Source organism: Caldicellulosiruptoraceae bacterium PP1, from assembly GCA_041320695.1.
In the GTDB taxonomy this organism is placed as follows: domain Bacteria; phylum Bacillota; class Thermoanaerobacteria; order Caldicellulosiruptorales; family Caldicellulosiruptoraceae; genus JBGGOQ01.
The window spans coordinates 30,141-45,197 of the sequence record JBGGOQ010000001.1; the positions used below are offsets into that span (position 1 = coordinate 30,141).

Consider the following 15,057-nt stretch of genomic DNA (forward strand, 5'->3'; position numbering starts at 1 on the left):
TAATGTTAAAAATTTTCTATAAAATAGAGAGAGGCAAAATAATAAAAAGGAGATGAAAGAAGTGAGCATTACTAATAAGGATGTTGAATATGTAGCTCATTTAGCAAGGCTTACATTGAATGAAAATGAGACTGAAAAAATGACACAGGAACTTAGTGCTATTATTGATTTTGCAAATAAATTATCAGAATTGGATACTGATAATGTAGAAGCAACTGCACATGTACTTGACTTGAAGAATGTATTTCGAAAAGATGTTGTTCAAGATTCATATGATAGAGAAGAGATTTTAAAAAATGCTCCTACACATGATGAAGCATGTTTTAAGGTTCCCAAAATAGTTGAATAATGTACTAAGGAGGTATATATTTGATATGGTACAAAATCTAACAGCTCACGAAACAATTGATTTGATAAAGTCTAAGAAGGTTTCTTGTAAAGAGGTAACAGAAGCTGTGTTAAATAGAATTAATAGTGTAGAAGATAAGGTAAAAGCCTATATTACTTTAGATTCAGAAAATGCATTAAAAAGAGCTGAAAAATTTGATGAAAAAATTTCAAAAGGTGAAGATGTAGGACCACTATATGGTTTACCTCTTGCAATAAAAGACAATATATGCACAAAAGATATTAAAACAACTTGTGCATCAAAGATTTTATATAATTTTGTTCCACCATATGATGCAACTGTTATCAAAAAATTAAAAGACGCAGGAATGAATATAATTGGGAAGCTAAATATGGATGAATTTGCAATGGGTTCCTCAACTGAAAACTCTGCATTTCATACAACACGAAATCCATGGAACATAGAAACAGTTCCAGGAGGTTCAAGTGGTGGATCTGCAGCATGTGTAGCAGCAGATGAGGCTTATTTTACATTAGGATCAGATACTGGTGGCTCAATAAGACAGCCAGCTTCACTTTGTGGAGTTGTAGGGATGAAACCAACATATGGGAGAGTATCAAGATTTGGTCTTATTGCTTTTGCATCATCACTTGACCAAATTGGACCATTAACTAAAGACGTAACTGATTGTGCTTTATCAATGAATATAATATGTGGGCATGATCCATATGATGCAACATCAGCTCCAATTGCTACTCCAGATTTTACTAAAGCTTTAGTTAACGATGTCAAAGGAATAAAAATAGGTGTTCCTAAGGAATATATGGAAAAAGGTATTAATGATGAAGTTAGAAAATCAGTAGAAAAAGCATTGGAATTATTAGAATCTTTAGGAGCTACATGGGAGGAATTTTCGATACCAATAGTAGAATATGCACTTCCTACTTATTATATTATTGCATCATCAGAGGCAAGTTCAAATCTTGCAAGATATGATGGCGTTAAATATGGATATAGAACAGAATCTTATGATGATTTACTTGATCTATACAAGAAAACAAGAAGTGAAGGATTTGGTGCTGAAGTAAAGAGAAGAATTATGCTAGGCACTTATGCATTATCAGCAGGTTACTATGATGCATACTATAAGAAAGGGCTTAAAGTTAGAACATTAATTAAAAATGCCTTCGATGAAGCTTTTTCAAAATATGATGTTATTATATCTCCTACAAGCCCTACTACTGCATTTAAAATTGGTGAGAAGGTTTCTAATCCAATTGAAATGTATATGTCAGATATTTGCACAGTTCCTGTTAATATAGCTGGGTTACCTGCAATATCAATACCAAGTGGATTGGATAGTAAAGGACTTCCTATTGGACTGCAGATTATTGGTAAGGCTTTCGATGAAGAAACAATATTAAGGGTTGCATATACATTTGAACAAAACAGCAATATTAGAAATATAAAACCAAAGATATAAGAGGTGAATAAAGAATGGATTATGAAGTTATAATAGGACTTGAAGTACATGCTGAACTTGCAACAAAATCGAAAATTTACTGTTCTTGCACAACAGAATTTGGTGGAGAACCTAATACTCATTGCTGTCCAATATGTACAGGTATGCCTGGTGTTCTACCAGTTTTAAATGAAAAGGTTGTTGAATATGCTGTTAAGGCTGGTTTAGCTACAAATAGCAAGATAAGTAAATTTAGTAAACAGGATAGGAAAAATTATTTTTATCCCGATTTGCCAAAAGCATATCAAATATCCCAATATGATTTACCTCTTTGTTATGATGGGTTTATTGATATACAAATTAATGGGAATATAAAAAGAATAGGGATAAAAAGAATTCATATAGAAGAAGATGCAGGGAAACTATTACATGATCAATGGGATGAAGGATCACTTGTTGACTTTAATAGATGTGGCGTTCCATTGATCGAGATTGTTACTGAACCTGATATTAGATCAAGTGAAGAAGCAAAGGCCTTTTTAGAAAAGTTAAAAGCAATTCTTCAATATACAGAGGTTTCAGATTGTAAAATGCAAGAAGGTTCATTACGTGTTGACGTTAATCTATCAGTAAGACCAAAAGGCAGTGATAAGTTTGGAACAAGAACTGAAATGAAAAACTTAAATTCTTTTAGATCTGTTGTTAGAGCTATTGAATATGAAGCTAAAAGACAAATAGAGGTAATTGAAAATGGTGGAACAATATATCAAGAAACTAGACGATGGGATGATGCAAAAGGCATAAGCCTTTCTATGAGATCAAAGGAAGAAGCTCATGATTATAGATACTTTCCAGAGCCTGATTTGCCTCCAATTGTATTAGATGATGAATATATTGATAATATTAAAAAAAGTATTCCTGAGCTACCTGAACAAAAGAAGGATAGATATGTTAATGAGTATGGTCTACCAGAATATGATGCAAGCCTTATTACTTCATCAAAGTGGTTAGCAAATTATTTTGAAGAAACCATCAAATATACAAACAATATAAAGTCAGCTAGCAATTGGCTTATGGGAGAAATAATGAGAATACTTAATGAAAAAGGCATTGAATTTGACGATATTTACACAATAAAAATAAAGCCAAATCAGTTAGCTAAAATTATTGAATTAGTTGATAAAAAGACAATAAGTAATACAATTGCAAAGCAAGTATTTGAGGAAGTATTTAATACTGGTAAGGATCCTGAGGAAATTGTTAAAGAAAAGGGCTTAGTTCAAATAAGTGACAAAGGCATTATTGTTGATGCTGTAAAAAAGGCTATTGCTGAAAATCCAAATTCTGTTAGCGATTATAAGAATGGGAAAGATAAAGCTTTAGGATTTTTGGTTGGGCAAGTTATGAAACTAACAAAAGGAAAAGCAAATCCGCAACTAGTAAATGAAATTTTAAAAGAAGAATTATCAAAAATATAAACAGATGGTTAGGTTCTACCTAACCATCTGTTTTTTCATTAATAATATTAAGAAATATTTAACAGAATTTTATTGATATTTTTTGGAATTACGGATAGAATATTTAAGTGAAAATTAATTAATGAAGATATCGTAGGAGTTGATAAAATGTTAATAGAAAGATATGGAAATAATAAGGTTATGATTATTAATGATCAAAGGTTTAAAATAAATAGAATTGGAATAGCTTTTATAGATAAATTGGAAAAATTCAATAACACTTTGAATGCTTTGTTTCCAATGGTGTTAATTAGGGGAAACAACAAATATAAAGATTTAAAAGAAATTAATAAATTCTGCGAAATGATGTACGGTGCAAGTCTTTCAGTTGATGTATCAAAAAAAGGGGATTTACAGATAATTAATTTTTCCCTAAGTTTAATAAATGATAATTATTCACCAGAACCTCTTATTAATAAAGCTATTGAATTTTTATATGATATTATCTATGGACCAATTAATTTTGGTGGTGGATTTAATTCTCAAAATATTGAACAAGAAAAAAATAATTTAAAATTGATGATTGAAAGCAGAATAAACGATAAAGTTGAATATGCTATTGATAGATGTATAGAGATTATGTTTGAAGGGGATAACTTTGCTTTATTTGAAAAAGGAGATATTAATGATTTAGAAAATATAAATAAAGAAATTCTTTATAATCATTATGTAAATATAGTGATGAAAAAGCCTTTTTATATATATGCATTTGGTGACTATAATAGAGATAATCTAAATGATATTATTAATAGATATTTCGATTTAAGTAGCAATAGAGAAGTTATCCAAAATAACTTTGATTTTACAAATGCGTTGATAGATACTAAGTATATTAAAGAAGAAATGGAAGTAAATCAAGGGAAGCTTAGCATTGGTATCAGAACTAACATAGATACTCGCTCAGATGAATACTATAAATTGATTTTATTAAATGGTATATTGGGAACTTCTCCAAAATCAAAATTGTTTGAAAATGTAAGAGAAAAAGCATCACTATGCTATTATGCTTTTTCTCGTTTGGATAAATTTAAGCCTATGATGATAATAAGCTCTGGTATAGAAGTTGTTAACTATGATAAAGCATTAAGCTTAATTATTGAGCAAATAGAAGATATCAAAAAAGGAAATATAACAAAAGAAGAATATGAAAGTACAATAAATTACTTTTACACAATGTACAAATCAGTTTATGACAGCCCAAGAGATTTAGTAAACTTTTATTTTAATCAATCACTTATTGATAGAATATATGAACCTTTTGAAATATTTGAATTTATTAGAAAACATTTAATTGAGGATATTGTTACTATTTCAAATAAGTTAGTTATTGATACAGTATATTTTCTAAAAAATAGAGAGGTGTAATATTTTTATGGAAAGAATATATGATAATTACTTAAAAGAAGAAATATATATACAAAATTATCCTTCTGGCTTAAAGGCGTTTGTTATTAAAAAACCAAATTTCAGCAAAGTTTTTGCAGGCTATTGCACTCATTATGGTTCAGTTGATAGTAAGTTTATACATCCTGAAACCAAACAACTCATTGAGGTTCCTGATGGAATTGCACATTTTTTAGAACATAAGCTTTTTGAAGAACAACAAGGAAGTGTTTTTGATAGATTTTCAAAGTTTGGTGGAATGGCTAATGCTTTTACAAGTTTTAAATCAACTGTTTATTATTTTTTAGCTTCGAATAATTTTAATGAAAACTTTGATATTTTATTGGATTTTGTTCAAAATCCATATTTTACTGACCAAAATGTAGAAAAAGAAAAAGGTATTATTGCTCAGGAAATTAGAATGTATCAAGATGATCCAGGTTGGAGGGTATATTTCAATTTACTTCAAGCATTATATGTTAAACATCCTGTTAAAATTGATATTGCAGGTACTATTGAAAGTATAAATAAGATAACAAAAGAAGATTTATATACATGCTATAACACATTTTATCATCCTAGTAATATGATTATTTTAGTATGTGGTGATGTAAATGAAAAGGAGGTATTTGAAAAAATAGAGAAATCACAAAAAATAACAAAATATCAAAGTCTAATTGAAAGAGTATTACCAGATGAACCAAATTATATTAATGAAAAAAACATTGAGATAAATTTATCTGTTTCTTCACCATTATTTTATATTGGATTTAAAGATAACTTAAATGAGCTAACACCTAAAGAAACAATTAACAAGGAACTTACCATGCATATATTAAACGAGTTATTATTTGGTAAATCAACAAAGCTATATAATGATCTTTATGAACAAGGATTAATAAATCAAAATTTTGCTTTTGATTATAACTGTGAAAATGATTATTCTTTTGTAATTGTAGGTGGAGAATCAATAAATCCCAAGAAAACATACGATGTAATTATTGACTATATTAGTAAATATAAACAGCATGGAATAAACGAGGATGATTTCGAAAGATCAAAAAGAGTTGTTGTTGGAAGTATATTGAGAAAATTTGATAATATAGAGAAGATTTCAGTAGAATTCATCAATAGTTATTTTAAATGCGTAAATTTATTTGATTATGCAAAAGAAATTGAAAATATTAAAATTGAAGATTGTATGAAGAGGTTAAATGAAGTATACTCATATAATAATAGTGCTATTTCAATAATAAACCCAGTATAACTGTTATTGGAGTATGATAGCTATGTATGAAAATATTATTACCTTTCCAGGTTTAGGACTAAAATTTGAAATAAATCCTATTGCCTTTAGTATTTTTGGTATAGAAATAAGATGGTATGGTGTTATTATAAGTATTGCTTTTTTGTTAGGATTTCTACTTGCATTATATAATGCTAAAAAACAAGATTTTAATATTGAGTATATTTATGATGTTGTTTTAATTTCTACACCATTTGCCATTATATTTGCAAGGCTATATTATGTTGTTTTTAATTTTGATTTTTATAAAGGTAATATAAAAGAGATACTTTCAATAAGACATGGCGGTTTGGCAATTTACGGTGGAATTATTGGATCTTTAATCTCTGCATTTATATATTCAAAAATAAAGAAGATATCGCTTTTAAAGTTACTTGATATATGTGCCCCATCATTGATTTTAGGGCAAGCAATTGGTAGATGGGGGAATTTTATCAATCAGGAGGCTTATGGTACACAAACAGATTTACCATGGCGAATGGGAGTTTATGATATAAATTTAAATAAAAGGATTGAAGTTCATCCAACCTTTCTATATGAATCAGTGTGGAATTTTATTGTATTTATTATTTTATTCTTATTTTTTAATAAAAAAAGAAGATTTGATGGACAGATATTTTTATATTATATAATACTGTATGCTTTAGGTAGATTCTTTATAGAAGGATTAAGGACAGATAGTTTGATGATTGGTAATTATCGAATATCACAAGTAGTATCAATTATTTTATTTATCTTAGGTATTGTTTTATTAATTTACAAAAATTATCGACACGATTCGATAAAATAAAACAATAATATTATAAATTTTTACTATTGACATAAAATGTATTATATTCTATAATTAATATACAGTTAATTACAGTGGTGATAATTATGATTGTCGAACGTATTACAAAACTCAGAGAAAAATTAGACCAGTTGATAAATGAAAGCGGGGATTATGAGTCTATATATCGTGTTAGTATTGAATTAGATAAACTTATCTTAGACTATTATAAAGAAAAAAATGAAGCATTAATTAAAGAAAGTAATGGTAACATACGAAAAATGAACTGTAGCTATTAATATATAAAAATAAAGAGTATGTGAGGTTATCAAAAAAAATTGATAACCTCTTTTTTTTTATTCTTGAAGGATTTTATAAATTAATATAGAATTATTTTATAAAGTGGTTTAAAGTGGAGGGAAGTGGATAATGTTAATTGGTGAATACAAACATACCATAGATACTAAAGGAAGATTAATACTTCCCTCAAAATTTCGTGAGGAATTAAACGAAAGATTTATAATTACTAAGGGTTTAGATAACTGTTTATTTGGTTATTCACTTCAAGAATGGACAATATTAGAAGAAAAACTTAAAAAGCTACCTCTTACAAATAAAGATGCAAGAGCATTCTTGAGATTTTTTTTCTCAGGAGCAAGTGACGTCGAAGTGGACAAGCAGGGTAGAATTTTAATTCCACAAAATCTAAGAGAATACGCCAATATTGAAAAGGATGTATTTGTAATTGGTGTTATGACAAGAATAGAAATATGGAGTGAAAGCAACTGGCAAAAATATAATAGCCAAGAAAATTTAAGTGTTGATATGATTGCTGAAAAAATGCAAGAATTAGGAATATAGAGGAGATTATAATGAGCCATATACCAGTTTTATTAAATGAGTCTATTAGTTATTTAATAACTAAAAAAGATGGTATTTATATTGATGCAACTTTTGGATATGGAGGGCATTCAAAAAAAATTCTTGAAAGTATTTCTCCTAATGGATTATTAATTGCTATTGATCGCGATATTAATGCTATAAATGAAGGGAAAAAGAATTTTGCCAATATAGATAATTTTAAGCTATATCATTCAAATTTTTCTCAAATTAATGAGATTTTAAAAAATCTTAATATTTCTAAAGTAGATGGAATTTTATTCGATTTTGGAGTTTCTTCAATGCAAATCGATAATCCAGAAAGAGGCTTTTCATATAATAGTGATGCGTTTTTGGATATGAGAATGGATCAAACACAAAAATTATCTGCGTATGATGTTATTAATACTTATTCGGAAGAACAACTTTGTTTTATTATCAAAGAATATGGTGAAGAAAGATTTGCAAAAAAAATAGCAAGAAAAATAGTAGAAACTAGGACAAAAAATGAGATAAAAACTTGTGGCCAATTAAATGAAATTGTAAATAGCGTTGTTCCAAAACCAAGAGATGGATCAAATCCTGCAAGAAGAACTTTCCAAGCTATAAGAATTGAAGTTAATGATGAGCTTGGAGAAATAAAAGAAGCACTTAATAAAGCTATTGATATTTTAAATAGTGGTGGTCGTATTTGTGCAATTTCATTTCATTCACTTGAGGATAGGATTGTCAAGGAATTTTTTAGATTTGAATCTCTAAGTTGTATTTGTCCTAAAGATATACCAGTATGTGTTTGTAATAAGACAAAGACATTAGATATTATCACAAAAAAGCCAATAACTCCATCACAAGAAGAGTTGCAGATTAACAAAAGGAGTCATAGTGCCAAATTAAGAGTAGCCCAAAAGATATAGGAGGGAAATGATATGTACAAATCAAATGTTTTATATAATGACCCATTTGAATATCAAATAGAAGAACGACAAAATAAGTTAGAAGAAGTTAATAAGAAGAATCAGATACGAAAAGAATTAAAAAATGTTAAAAATAGATCTAGAAAGGAATATATAAAAAGAATAATAATTATTTCTATATTGGGTTCACTGATTTTTTTAATGATTGCAGGCTTTGTTCAAATAACCTTTGAAAGAGATAGACTTTATTCATTGCAGAAAGAGCTAAAAGAACAAATAGATATAAACAAAGAATTAAAGATAAAAATAAATACCTCTGTTAACTTAATAGATATAGAAAAAATAGCAAAAGAAAAATATAATATGAACGATATAATAGATTCACAAGTTATATATGTTTCAATTAATAATAAAAATAATAATTCGAGTACCATTGCTAAAGATCAAAAAGCAGAGTATGATAATAATATTGTGACTTCAATAATAAACTTTATTAAGAAGGTCTTTTAATGTTTGGAGGAAGTAGATTGAAAGAGGCTTCAATAAAAATAAAGAAAAGAATTCTATTTTCGTTAGTTATTTTTTTAATGTTATATATTGTATTAGTAATGAGGCTTTCTTATCTTCAACTTATTAAAGGTGAAGAGTATAAAAAGAAGGCTTTTTCTCAGTGGACTAGAGAAAAATTTGTTGCTCCAAAAAGAGGTAATATTGTTGACAGAAACGGCAAAATACTTGCAATTTCAGTTTCAGCAGATACTGTTGTTGCAACCATAAATCAAATAAAGGACAAAGAATTAACGGCAAAAACATTATCGAGTATTTTAAATATAGATTATAACAAAATACTAGAAAAATTAAATCAGAAAAACGTCTCAGATGTTTACATAGCAAAAAATATTGACAAAGAAGTATCAGATAAAATACGAAAGAAGAATTTGCCAGGGATATATTTAACAGGTGGGACAAAAAGAGTATATCCTAATGGCAATTTTTTGTCGCATGTTTTAGGTTTTACTGGTGCTGATGACCAAGGACTTTATGGAATTGAATATCAGTATGATAAATATCTAAAAGGAAAACCAGGTAGTATTGCATCAGAAACAGATGCAAAAGGTAGAACAACTCCATTTTCTCAAGAATTTTTCAGAAAGCCAATTGATGGATATGATGTTATGTTAACCATTGATGAGACAATACAGCATTTTGCAGAAAAATATGCTACAAAAGCTTTATTAGAGAATAAAGCAAAAAGTGTAACGATTATAGTAGAAAAGGTTGACAATGGAGAAATATTAGCATTGGTTAACAAACCTGATTTTGATCCAAATAATCCACAGCAATTGCTTTTTAAAGAAAGATATCCTGATTATGAAACTAAGACATTACAAGAAAAATTGAACATTATTCAATCTCAATGGAGAAACAGAGCATTAAATGATACTTATGAACCTGGATCTACTTTCAAAATTGTTACTGCTGCAGCAGGTCTTGCTGAAAATGTAGTAAATGAAAATAGCGAGTTTTACTGTAAAGGTTATGTAAATGTTGCAAATACAATTCTTAGATGCTGGAGATATTACAATCCTCATGGACATGAAAATTTTGTCCAAGGTGTTCAAAATTCATGCAATCCTGTTTTTATTGAAGTAGGGCAAAGACTTGGGAAAGAAAATCTATATAAGTATATTAATGCATTTGGTTTTGGCCAAAAAACAGGTATTGATCTTCCTGGTGAAGCAAAAGGTATTGTTCAGGATATTAATAAAGTTGGGCCTGTTGAACTTGCTACAATTTCATTTGGCCAAGGGATAAGTTCTACGCCAATACAAGTAATCAATATGATAAATACTGTTGCAAATAATGGTATTTGGGTGAAACCACATATTGTAAAAAGTATATATGATAATGATAAAAAGTTAATTAAAAGCTTTGACTCAGATCCTAAAAAAAGAGTTTTACCAGAATCGGTAGCTAAAAGGCTACAAGATATTTTGAAAACTGTTGTATCAGAAGGAACTGGTCATAATGCCTATATCATAGGTTATAGGGTTGCAGGAAAAACTGGTACCTCTCAGAAATATGACAAAACTACAAAAAGATATATAGCATCTTTTGGAGGCTTTGCTCCAGCTGATAACCCTTTGATAAGTGTATTGATTGTTATTGATGAACCAGATCCTTCGTTGTATTATGGTGGTCTTATTGCTGCACCAATTGCTCGAGAATTAATTAATGATATAATGAAATATTATGAAATCGAACCTCAATATACACAAGAAGAATTAAAGAAAATTGAACTTTATAAAGAATATATGGTTCCAGATGTAGTTGGATTAGATGTTGAAAAGGCAAAACAAAATATTATTGACAGCAAGTTTAAATATATCATTGTTGGAGATAAAGATAAGATAGTGAAACAAACACCAAAGCCTGGTTTTATGATAAAAGAAGGCTCATCAATTATTTTATATACTGAGGACAAAGAGATGCAAAAAGTTAAAGTGCCATCAGTTTTAGGTTTGGATATTCAATCTGCTCAGAACATATTAAACCAAAATATGCTTAACATAAGAATTCGAGGTATCAAAGGTAATGCAATAAAACAAGATCCTAAACCAGGTGAAGAAGTTAATGTAGGCACAATTGTGGAAGTTGAATTTGTAGATAAAGAGAATGCTGAATAAGGAGATGACTCTTTATGAAATTTTCAGATTTAATTAAAGTAGTTGATATTAGTGAATTAAAACTAAATGAAGACTTTGTTGTAAATAATGTATCATGCAATTCAAAAGAAGTTAATGCTAATGATGTTTTTGTTTGCATTAAAGGATTTAAGACTGATGGACATTTATTTATAAATGATGCTATCAATAATGGAGCTAAAGCAGTTATTGTAGATAATTTTTATGATACACATATGTTACCCGAAAATATTAATTACGTAAAAACTTCAAATACTCGTAAAGCACTGGCAAAATTGTCTGCTCATTTATATAATTATCCTTCAAAAGAAATGATTGTTATAGGTGTAACTGGGACTAATGGAAAAACATCTACGACATATATGATAAAGTCAATACTTGAACATAAAGGTATTAAAACTGGATTAATTGGAACAATAAAAAATATGATTGGTTATAAAGTAATTCCTACAGAAAGAACAACTCCTGAATCAAATGATCTTCAAAAGCTTTTTTATCAAATGAAACAAGAAGATGTTAAGGCTGTTGTTATGGAAGTTTCTTCACACTCATTAGAATTAAGTAGAGTTGATGAAACTGATTTTGATGTTGGCGTTTTTACTAACTTAACTCAAGATCATCTTGATTTTCATCAAAATATGGATAATTACTTTAATGCAAAACTAAAATTATTTAAAAAAAGTAAGAAATCAGTTATTAATATAGACGATGAATGGGGAAAGAAGATTATTGAAAATAAAAATATTGGAGATATTTTGTGCTATTCAATTAACGATAGTTCGGATGTTATTGCTAAGAACATAAAAATATTTGTTGATAAGAGTACATTTGATATAGAGTATAATGGAGAAGTTATTAATATTATACTAAATATACCTGGATATTTTTCAATTTATAATGCTTTAGCAGCAGCTACTACTGCTATTCATTTAGGTATTGATCTTGAGACTATAAAGAATGGTTTAAATAAAATAAAGGGAATTTCTGGGAGATTTGAAATTGTGGAATCAAATCCAAAGTTCACAATTGTAGTTGATTATGCACATACCCCAGATGGTATTGAAAATTTGATGAGGACAGTTAAAACTGTTGCAAAAGGAAGGAAAGTACTATTATTTGGATGTGGCGGAGATAGGGATAGAACAAAAAGGCCAATAATGGGTGAAATTGCTGGCAACATGGCTGATTATGTAATTGTTACATCTGATAACCCGAGATGCGAGGATCCTCAAAAAATAATTGATGATATAATAGAAGGCATTAGGAAAACAAATGTAGATTATATAGTAATTCCTGATAGATATGAAGCAATAAAGTATGCAATAATGAATGCTAAGCCAAATGATTTTATTGTCCTTGCTGGAAAAGGACATGAAGATTATCAAATAATTATGAATGAGAAAATTCATTTTGATGAACGAGAAGTAGTAGCCAAAATTTTGGAGGAAATAAAAAATGAAACTAACATTATCTGAAATTGCTATTGCTGTTAATGGAAAATTAAATAAACAAAAATACTGTGATATTATTGTAAACAGTTTTGGAATAGATAGTAGGGTAACAGGAGAAAATCAGCTTTTTATTCCACTTAAAGGCAATAAATTTGATGGCCATGATTTTATTTTTGATGCTATTAATAGAGGATATATAGCATCTTTTTCCGAACGTGAAAATTCTAATTATGATTTTCCAGTAATTTATGTTAAAGATTGCTTGAAAGCATTACAAAAATTAGCTCAATATGTAAGAAATAAAAACAAAGATATATTAATTATTGGTGTTACTGGTAGCGTAGGCAAAACAACCACAAAGGAATATGTATATAATGTATTAAATTCGAAATATAAAACAAGCAAAACAATTGGTAATTATAACAATCATATAGGATTACCATTATCTTTTCTTAATATGTCTGATGACATAGAAGCTTGCGTTTTGGAAATGGGAATGAGCAATTTTGGTGAGATATCTTTACTATCAAAAATTGTAAAACCTAATATAGCTATAATTACAAATATTGGTGTTTCACATATTGAACATTTAAAAACAAGAGAAAACATCTTCAAAGCGAAAGCAGAAATCCAAGATGGAATGCCAGATGATGGTATTGTAATAATAAACAATGATAATGATATCATTTATAGATTAAAAGGAAAACTTATAAAAAAATATATTACAGTTGGAATTGAAAATGATTCTGATATTAGAGCAAGTAATATAATTCAAACTGATAAGGGATTTGAATTTAAGATAGATAATAAAACATATAAAATAACCTCGAAAAGTTATCATGATATATATAATGCTCTATTTGCTATTGCTGTTTCAAAACTAATTAATATCAAATATGACTTGGTATTTCAATCAATAAGCAAAGATATAAAATTAAAACATAGATTTGAAATAATAGAAAATAACGGGATAATAATAATTGATGATAGCTATAATGCTAGTACTAATTCAATGGAATCAGCACTTTATACTGTGAACAAAATGGTTGGTAATAGGAGGATCGCTGTTTTAGGTGATATGCTTGAATTAGGTGATTTAACAATTGCTGAGCATAACAAGATTGGAGACCTAATTAATAAACTAAATTATGATGTTGTACTATGTGTTGGTAATTATAGTAAATATATATATGAAAGGATAAAAGATAATAGTAAATTAATTTCAAAATATTTATCTAACGAAGAAGCTTTACGATTTTTAAGAGAATATTCGAAACCAGGTGACGTAATTTTATTTAAAGCATCAAGAGGTGTAAAGCTAGATCAAATGATAAACGAATTTTTAGGAGGAATTAACTAAAATGATAGATTTAGATACTATATTTTCAATTATTCTTTCTTTTGTAATTGTTTTAGTATTAACCCCTATACTAATCCCATTTTTAAGGTATCTTAAGTGTGGTCAAACTGTAAGGAATGATGGTCCGCAAAGCCATAAGAAAAAAAGCGGGACACCTACTATGGGTGGTATTATAATATTACTTGGAATTTTAATTACCTCATTATTATTTTATTCAAAATATCCCAAAATTGGTGCACCATTAGTTGTAACTATATGTTTTGGAATAATAGGATTTATTGACGATTTTATTAAAGTAGTTTTAAAAAGATCATTAGGTTTGAAAGCTAGAGAAAAATTAGTTTTACAATTTCTAATTAGTATTGTATTTCTATTTTTTGTTTATAAATATATTGGAAGTGATGTATACATACCATTTATTAATAAGTACATTGATTTAGGCATAGCTTATATTCCAATTATGTCAGTTTTAATGGTATTAACTGTAAATGCTGTAAACTTAACTGACGGTTTAGATGGATTAGCAAGTGGTGTAACATTAATTGTATCATTATTCTTAGCTGTAATTTCGATATTCAGTAAACAAAATGATATGGCAATATTTTCTGGAGCTCTGGTTGGTGCTTGTATGGGCTTTTTGAGATATAATGCTCATCCTGCATCAGTATTTATGGGAGATACAGGCTCACTTCTTTTAGGCGGTGCTATATTTTCAGTAGCAGTAATATTAAAACAGCCAGTATTAGTTTTTATTATAGGCGGCCTTTATATGATAGAAGCACTTTCTGTTATAATACAAGTCATATTTTATAAGTTGACTAAAAAAAGGGTTTTTAGAATGGCACCATTGCATCATCATTTTGAACTCTTAGGATGGGAAGAACCAAAGGTTGTTGTATTATTTTGGATAGTGACTATTGTTTTTTGCTTACTTGCATTACTAATTATTCAATTATAAAAGA

The 15,057-nt window shown here is 28.2% G+C and carries 14 protein-coding genes; all 14 read left to right on the plus strand.

The features are described from left to right. Positions 1 to 52 precede the first annotated feature (52 nt). On the plus strand, positions 53 to 349 hold the full coding sequence (gene gatC, locus ACAG39_00175; GenBank protein ID MEZ0535651.1) for an Asp-tRNA(Asn)/Glu-tRNA(Gln) amidotransferase subunit GatC: 297 nt from the start codon (positions 53 to 55) through the stop codon (positions 347 to 349). Positions 350 to 374: 25 nt separating this feature from the next. Further along, positions 375 to 1,832, plus strand: a complete 1,458-nt coding sequence (gene gatA / locus ACAG39_00180) for an Asp-tRNA(Asn)/Glu-tRNA(Gln) amidotransferase subunit GatA (GenBank protein ID MEZ0535652.1) — start codon at positions 375 to 377, stop codon at positions 1,830 to 1,832. Positions 1,833 to 1,846: 14 nt separating this feature from the next. Then, positions 1,847 to 3,289: an Asp-tRNA(Asn)/Glu-tRNA(Gln) amidotransferase subunit GatB gene (gene gatB, locus ACAG39_00185; protein ID MEZ0535653.1), complete on the plus strand. Its 1,443-nt coding sequence runs from the start codon at positions 1,847 to 1,849 to the stop codon at positions 3,287 to 3,289. Positions 3,290 to 3,436: 147 nt separating this feature from the next. Next, positions 3,437 to 4,693, plus strand: a complete 1,257-nt coding sequence (gene yfmF / locus ACAG39_00190) for an EF-P 5-aminopentanol modification-associated protein YfmF (GenBank protein MEZ0535654.1) — start codon at positions 3,437 to 3,439, stop codon at positions 4,691 to 4,693. A 7-nt stretch (positions 4,694 to 4,700) separates the two neighbouring features. After that, positions 4,701 to 5,978, plus strand: a complete 1,278-nt coding sequence (gene yfmH / locus ACAG39_00195; GenBank protein MEZ0535655.1) for an EF-P 5-aminopentanol modification-associated protein YfmH — start codon at positions 4,701 to 4,703, stop codon at positions 5,976 to 5,978. A gap of 22 nt (positions 5,979 to 6,000) precedes the next feature. Further along, entirely contained in the window at positions 6,001 to 6,807 is an 807-nt protein-coding gene (gene lgt / locus ACAG39_00200) for a prolipoprotein diacylglyceryl transferase (GenBank protein ID MEZ0535656.1), read from the plus strand. 86 nt (positions 6,808 to 6,893) lie between these two features. Next, positions 6,894 to 7,085: an aspartyl-phosphate phosphatase Spo0E family protein gene (locus tag ACAG39_00205; protein MEZ0535657.1), complete on the plus strand. Its 192-nt coding sequence runs from the start codon at positions 6,894 to 6,896 to the stop codon at positions 7,083 to 7,085. 130 nt (positions 7,086 to 7,215) lie between these two features. Further along, positions 7,216 to 7,647: a division/cell wall cluster transcriptional repressor MraZ gene (mraZ, locus tag ACAG39_00210; GenBank protein MEZ0535658.1), complete on the plus strand. Its 432-nt coding sequence runs from the start codon at positions 7,216 to 7,218 to the stop codon at positions 7,645 to 7,647. Between the two features lie 8 nt (positions 7,648 to 7,655). Then, positions 7,656 to 8,579 carry a 16S rRNA (cytosine(1402)-N(4))-methyltransferase RsmH gene (rsmH, locus tag ACAG39_00215; protein ID MEZ0535659.1) on the plus strand — a complete coding sequence of 308 codons (924 nt, stop codon included), beginning with the start codon at positions 7,656 to 7,658 and terminating at the stop codon, positions 8,577 to 8,579. Between the two features lie 12 nt (positions 8,580 to 8,591). Next, positions 8,592 to 9,089 (plus strand): septation ring formation regulator EzrA, encoded by a 498-nt coding sequence (locus ACAG39_00220; protein MEZ0535660.1) that lies wholly within the window; start codon positions 8,592 to 8,594, stop codon positions 9,087 to 9,089. Positions 9,090 to 9,106: 17 nt separating this feature from the next. Next, positions 9,107 to 11,266, plus strand: a complete 2,160-nt coding sequence (locus ACAG39_00225) for a stage V sporulation protein D (protein MEZ0535661.1) — start codon at positions 9,107 to 9,109, stop codon at positions 11,264 to 11,266. Positions 11,267 to 11,280: 14 nt separating this feature from the next. Beyond that, entirely contained in the window at positions 11,281 to 12,759 is a 1,479-nt protein-coding gene (locus ACAG39_00230; protein ID MEZ0535662.1) for a UDP-N-acetylmuramoyl-L-alanyl-D-glutamate--2,6-diaminopimelate ligase, read from the plus strand. Then, entirely contained in the window at positions 12,740 to 14,095 is a 1,356-nt protein-coding gene (gene murF, locus ACAG39_00235) for a UDP-N-acetylmuramoyl-tripeptide--D-alanyl-D-alanine ligase (GenBank protein MEZ0535663.1), read from the plus strand. Before ACAG39_00230 ends, murF begins: the two co-directional genes overlap by 20 nt. Position 14,096: 1 nt before the next feature. Continuing rightward, positions 14,097 to 15,053, plus strand: coding sequence for a phospho-N-acetylmuramoyl-pentapeptide-transferase (gene mraY / locus ACAG39_00240; GenBank protein ID MEZ0535664.1), 957 nt, complete (start codon positions 14,097 to 14,099; stop codon positions 15,051 to 15,053). The last annotated feature ends 4 nt before the right edge of the window (positions 15,054 to 15,057 follow it).

Excerpts from the sequence above, each read along its gene's own strand:
- gatC (MEZ0535651.1), top strand. The coding sequence starts at position 53 with ATGAAAGAAGTGAGCATTACTAATAAGGATGTTGAATATGTAGCTCAT.
- gatA (MEZ0535652.1), top strand. The coding sequence starts at position 375 with ATGGTACAAAATCTAACAGCTCACGAAACAATTGATTTGATAAAGTCT.
- gatB (MEZ0535653.1), top strand. The coding sequence starts at position 1,847 with ATGGATTATGAAGTTATAATAGGACTTGAAGTACATGCTGAACTTGCA.
- yfmF (MEZ0535654.1), top strand. The coding sequence starts at position 3,437 with ATGTTAATAGAAAGATATGGAAATAATAAGGTTATGATTATTAATGAT.
- yfmH (MEZ0535655.1), top strand. The coding sequence starts at position 4,701 with ATGGAAAGAATATATGATAATTACTTAAAAGAAGAAATATATATACAA.
- lgt (MEZ0535656.1), top strand. The coding sequence starts at position 6,001 with ATGTATGAAAATATTATTACCTTTCCAGGTTTAGGACTAAAATTTGAA.
- ACAG39_00205 (MEZ0535657.1), top strand. The coding sequence starts at position 6,894 with ATGATTGTCGAACGTATTACAAAACTCAGAGAAAAATTAGACCAGTTG.
- mraZ (MEZ0535658.1), top strand. The coding sequence starts at position 7,216 with ATGTTAATTGGTGAATACAAACATACCATAGATACTAAAGGAAGATTA.
- ACAG39_00220 (MEZ0535660.1), top strand. The coding sequence starts at position 8,592 with ATGTACAAATCAAATGTTTTATATAATGACCCATTTGAATATCAAATA.
- ACAG39_00230 (MEZ0535662.1), top strand. The coding sequence starts at position 11,281 with ATGAAATTTTCAGATTTAATTAAAGTAGTTGATATTAGTGAATTAAAA.
- murF (MEZ0535663.1), top strand. The coding sequence starts at position 12,740 with ATGAAACTAACATTATCTGAAATTGCTATTGCTGTTAATGGAAAATTA.
- mraY (MEZ0535664.1), top strand. The coding sequence starts at position 14,097 with ATGATAGATTTAGATACTATATTTTCAATTATTCTTTCTTTTGTAATT.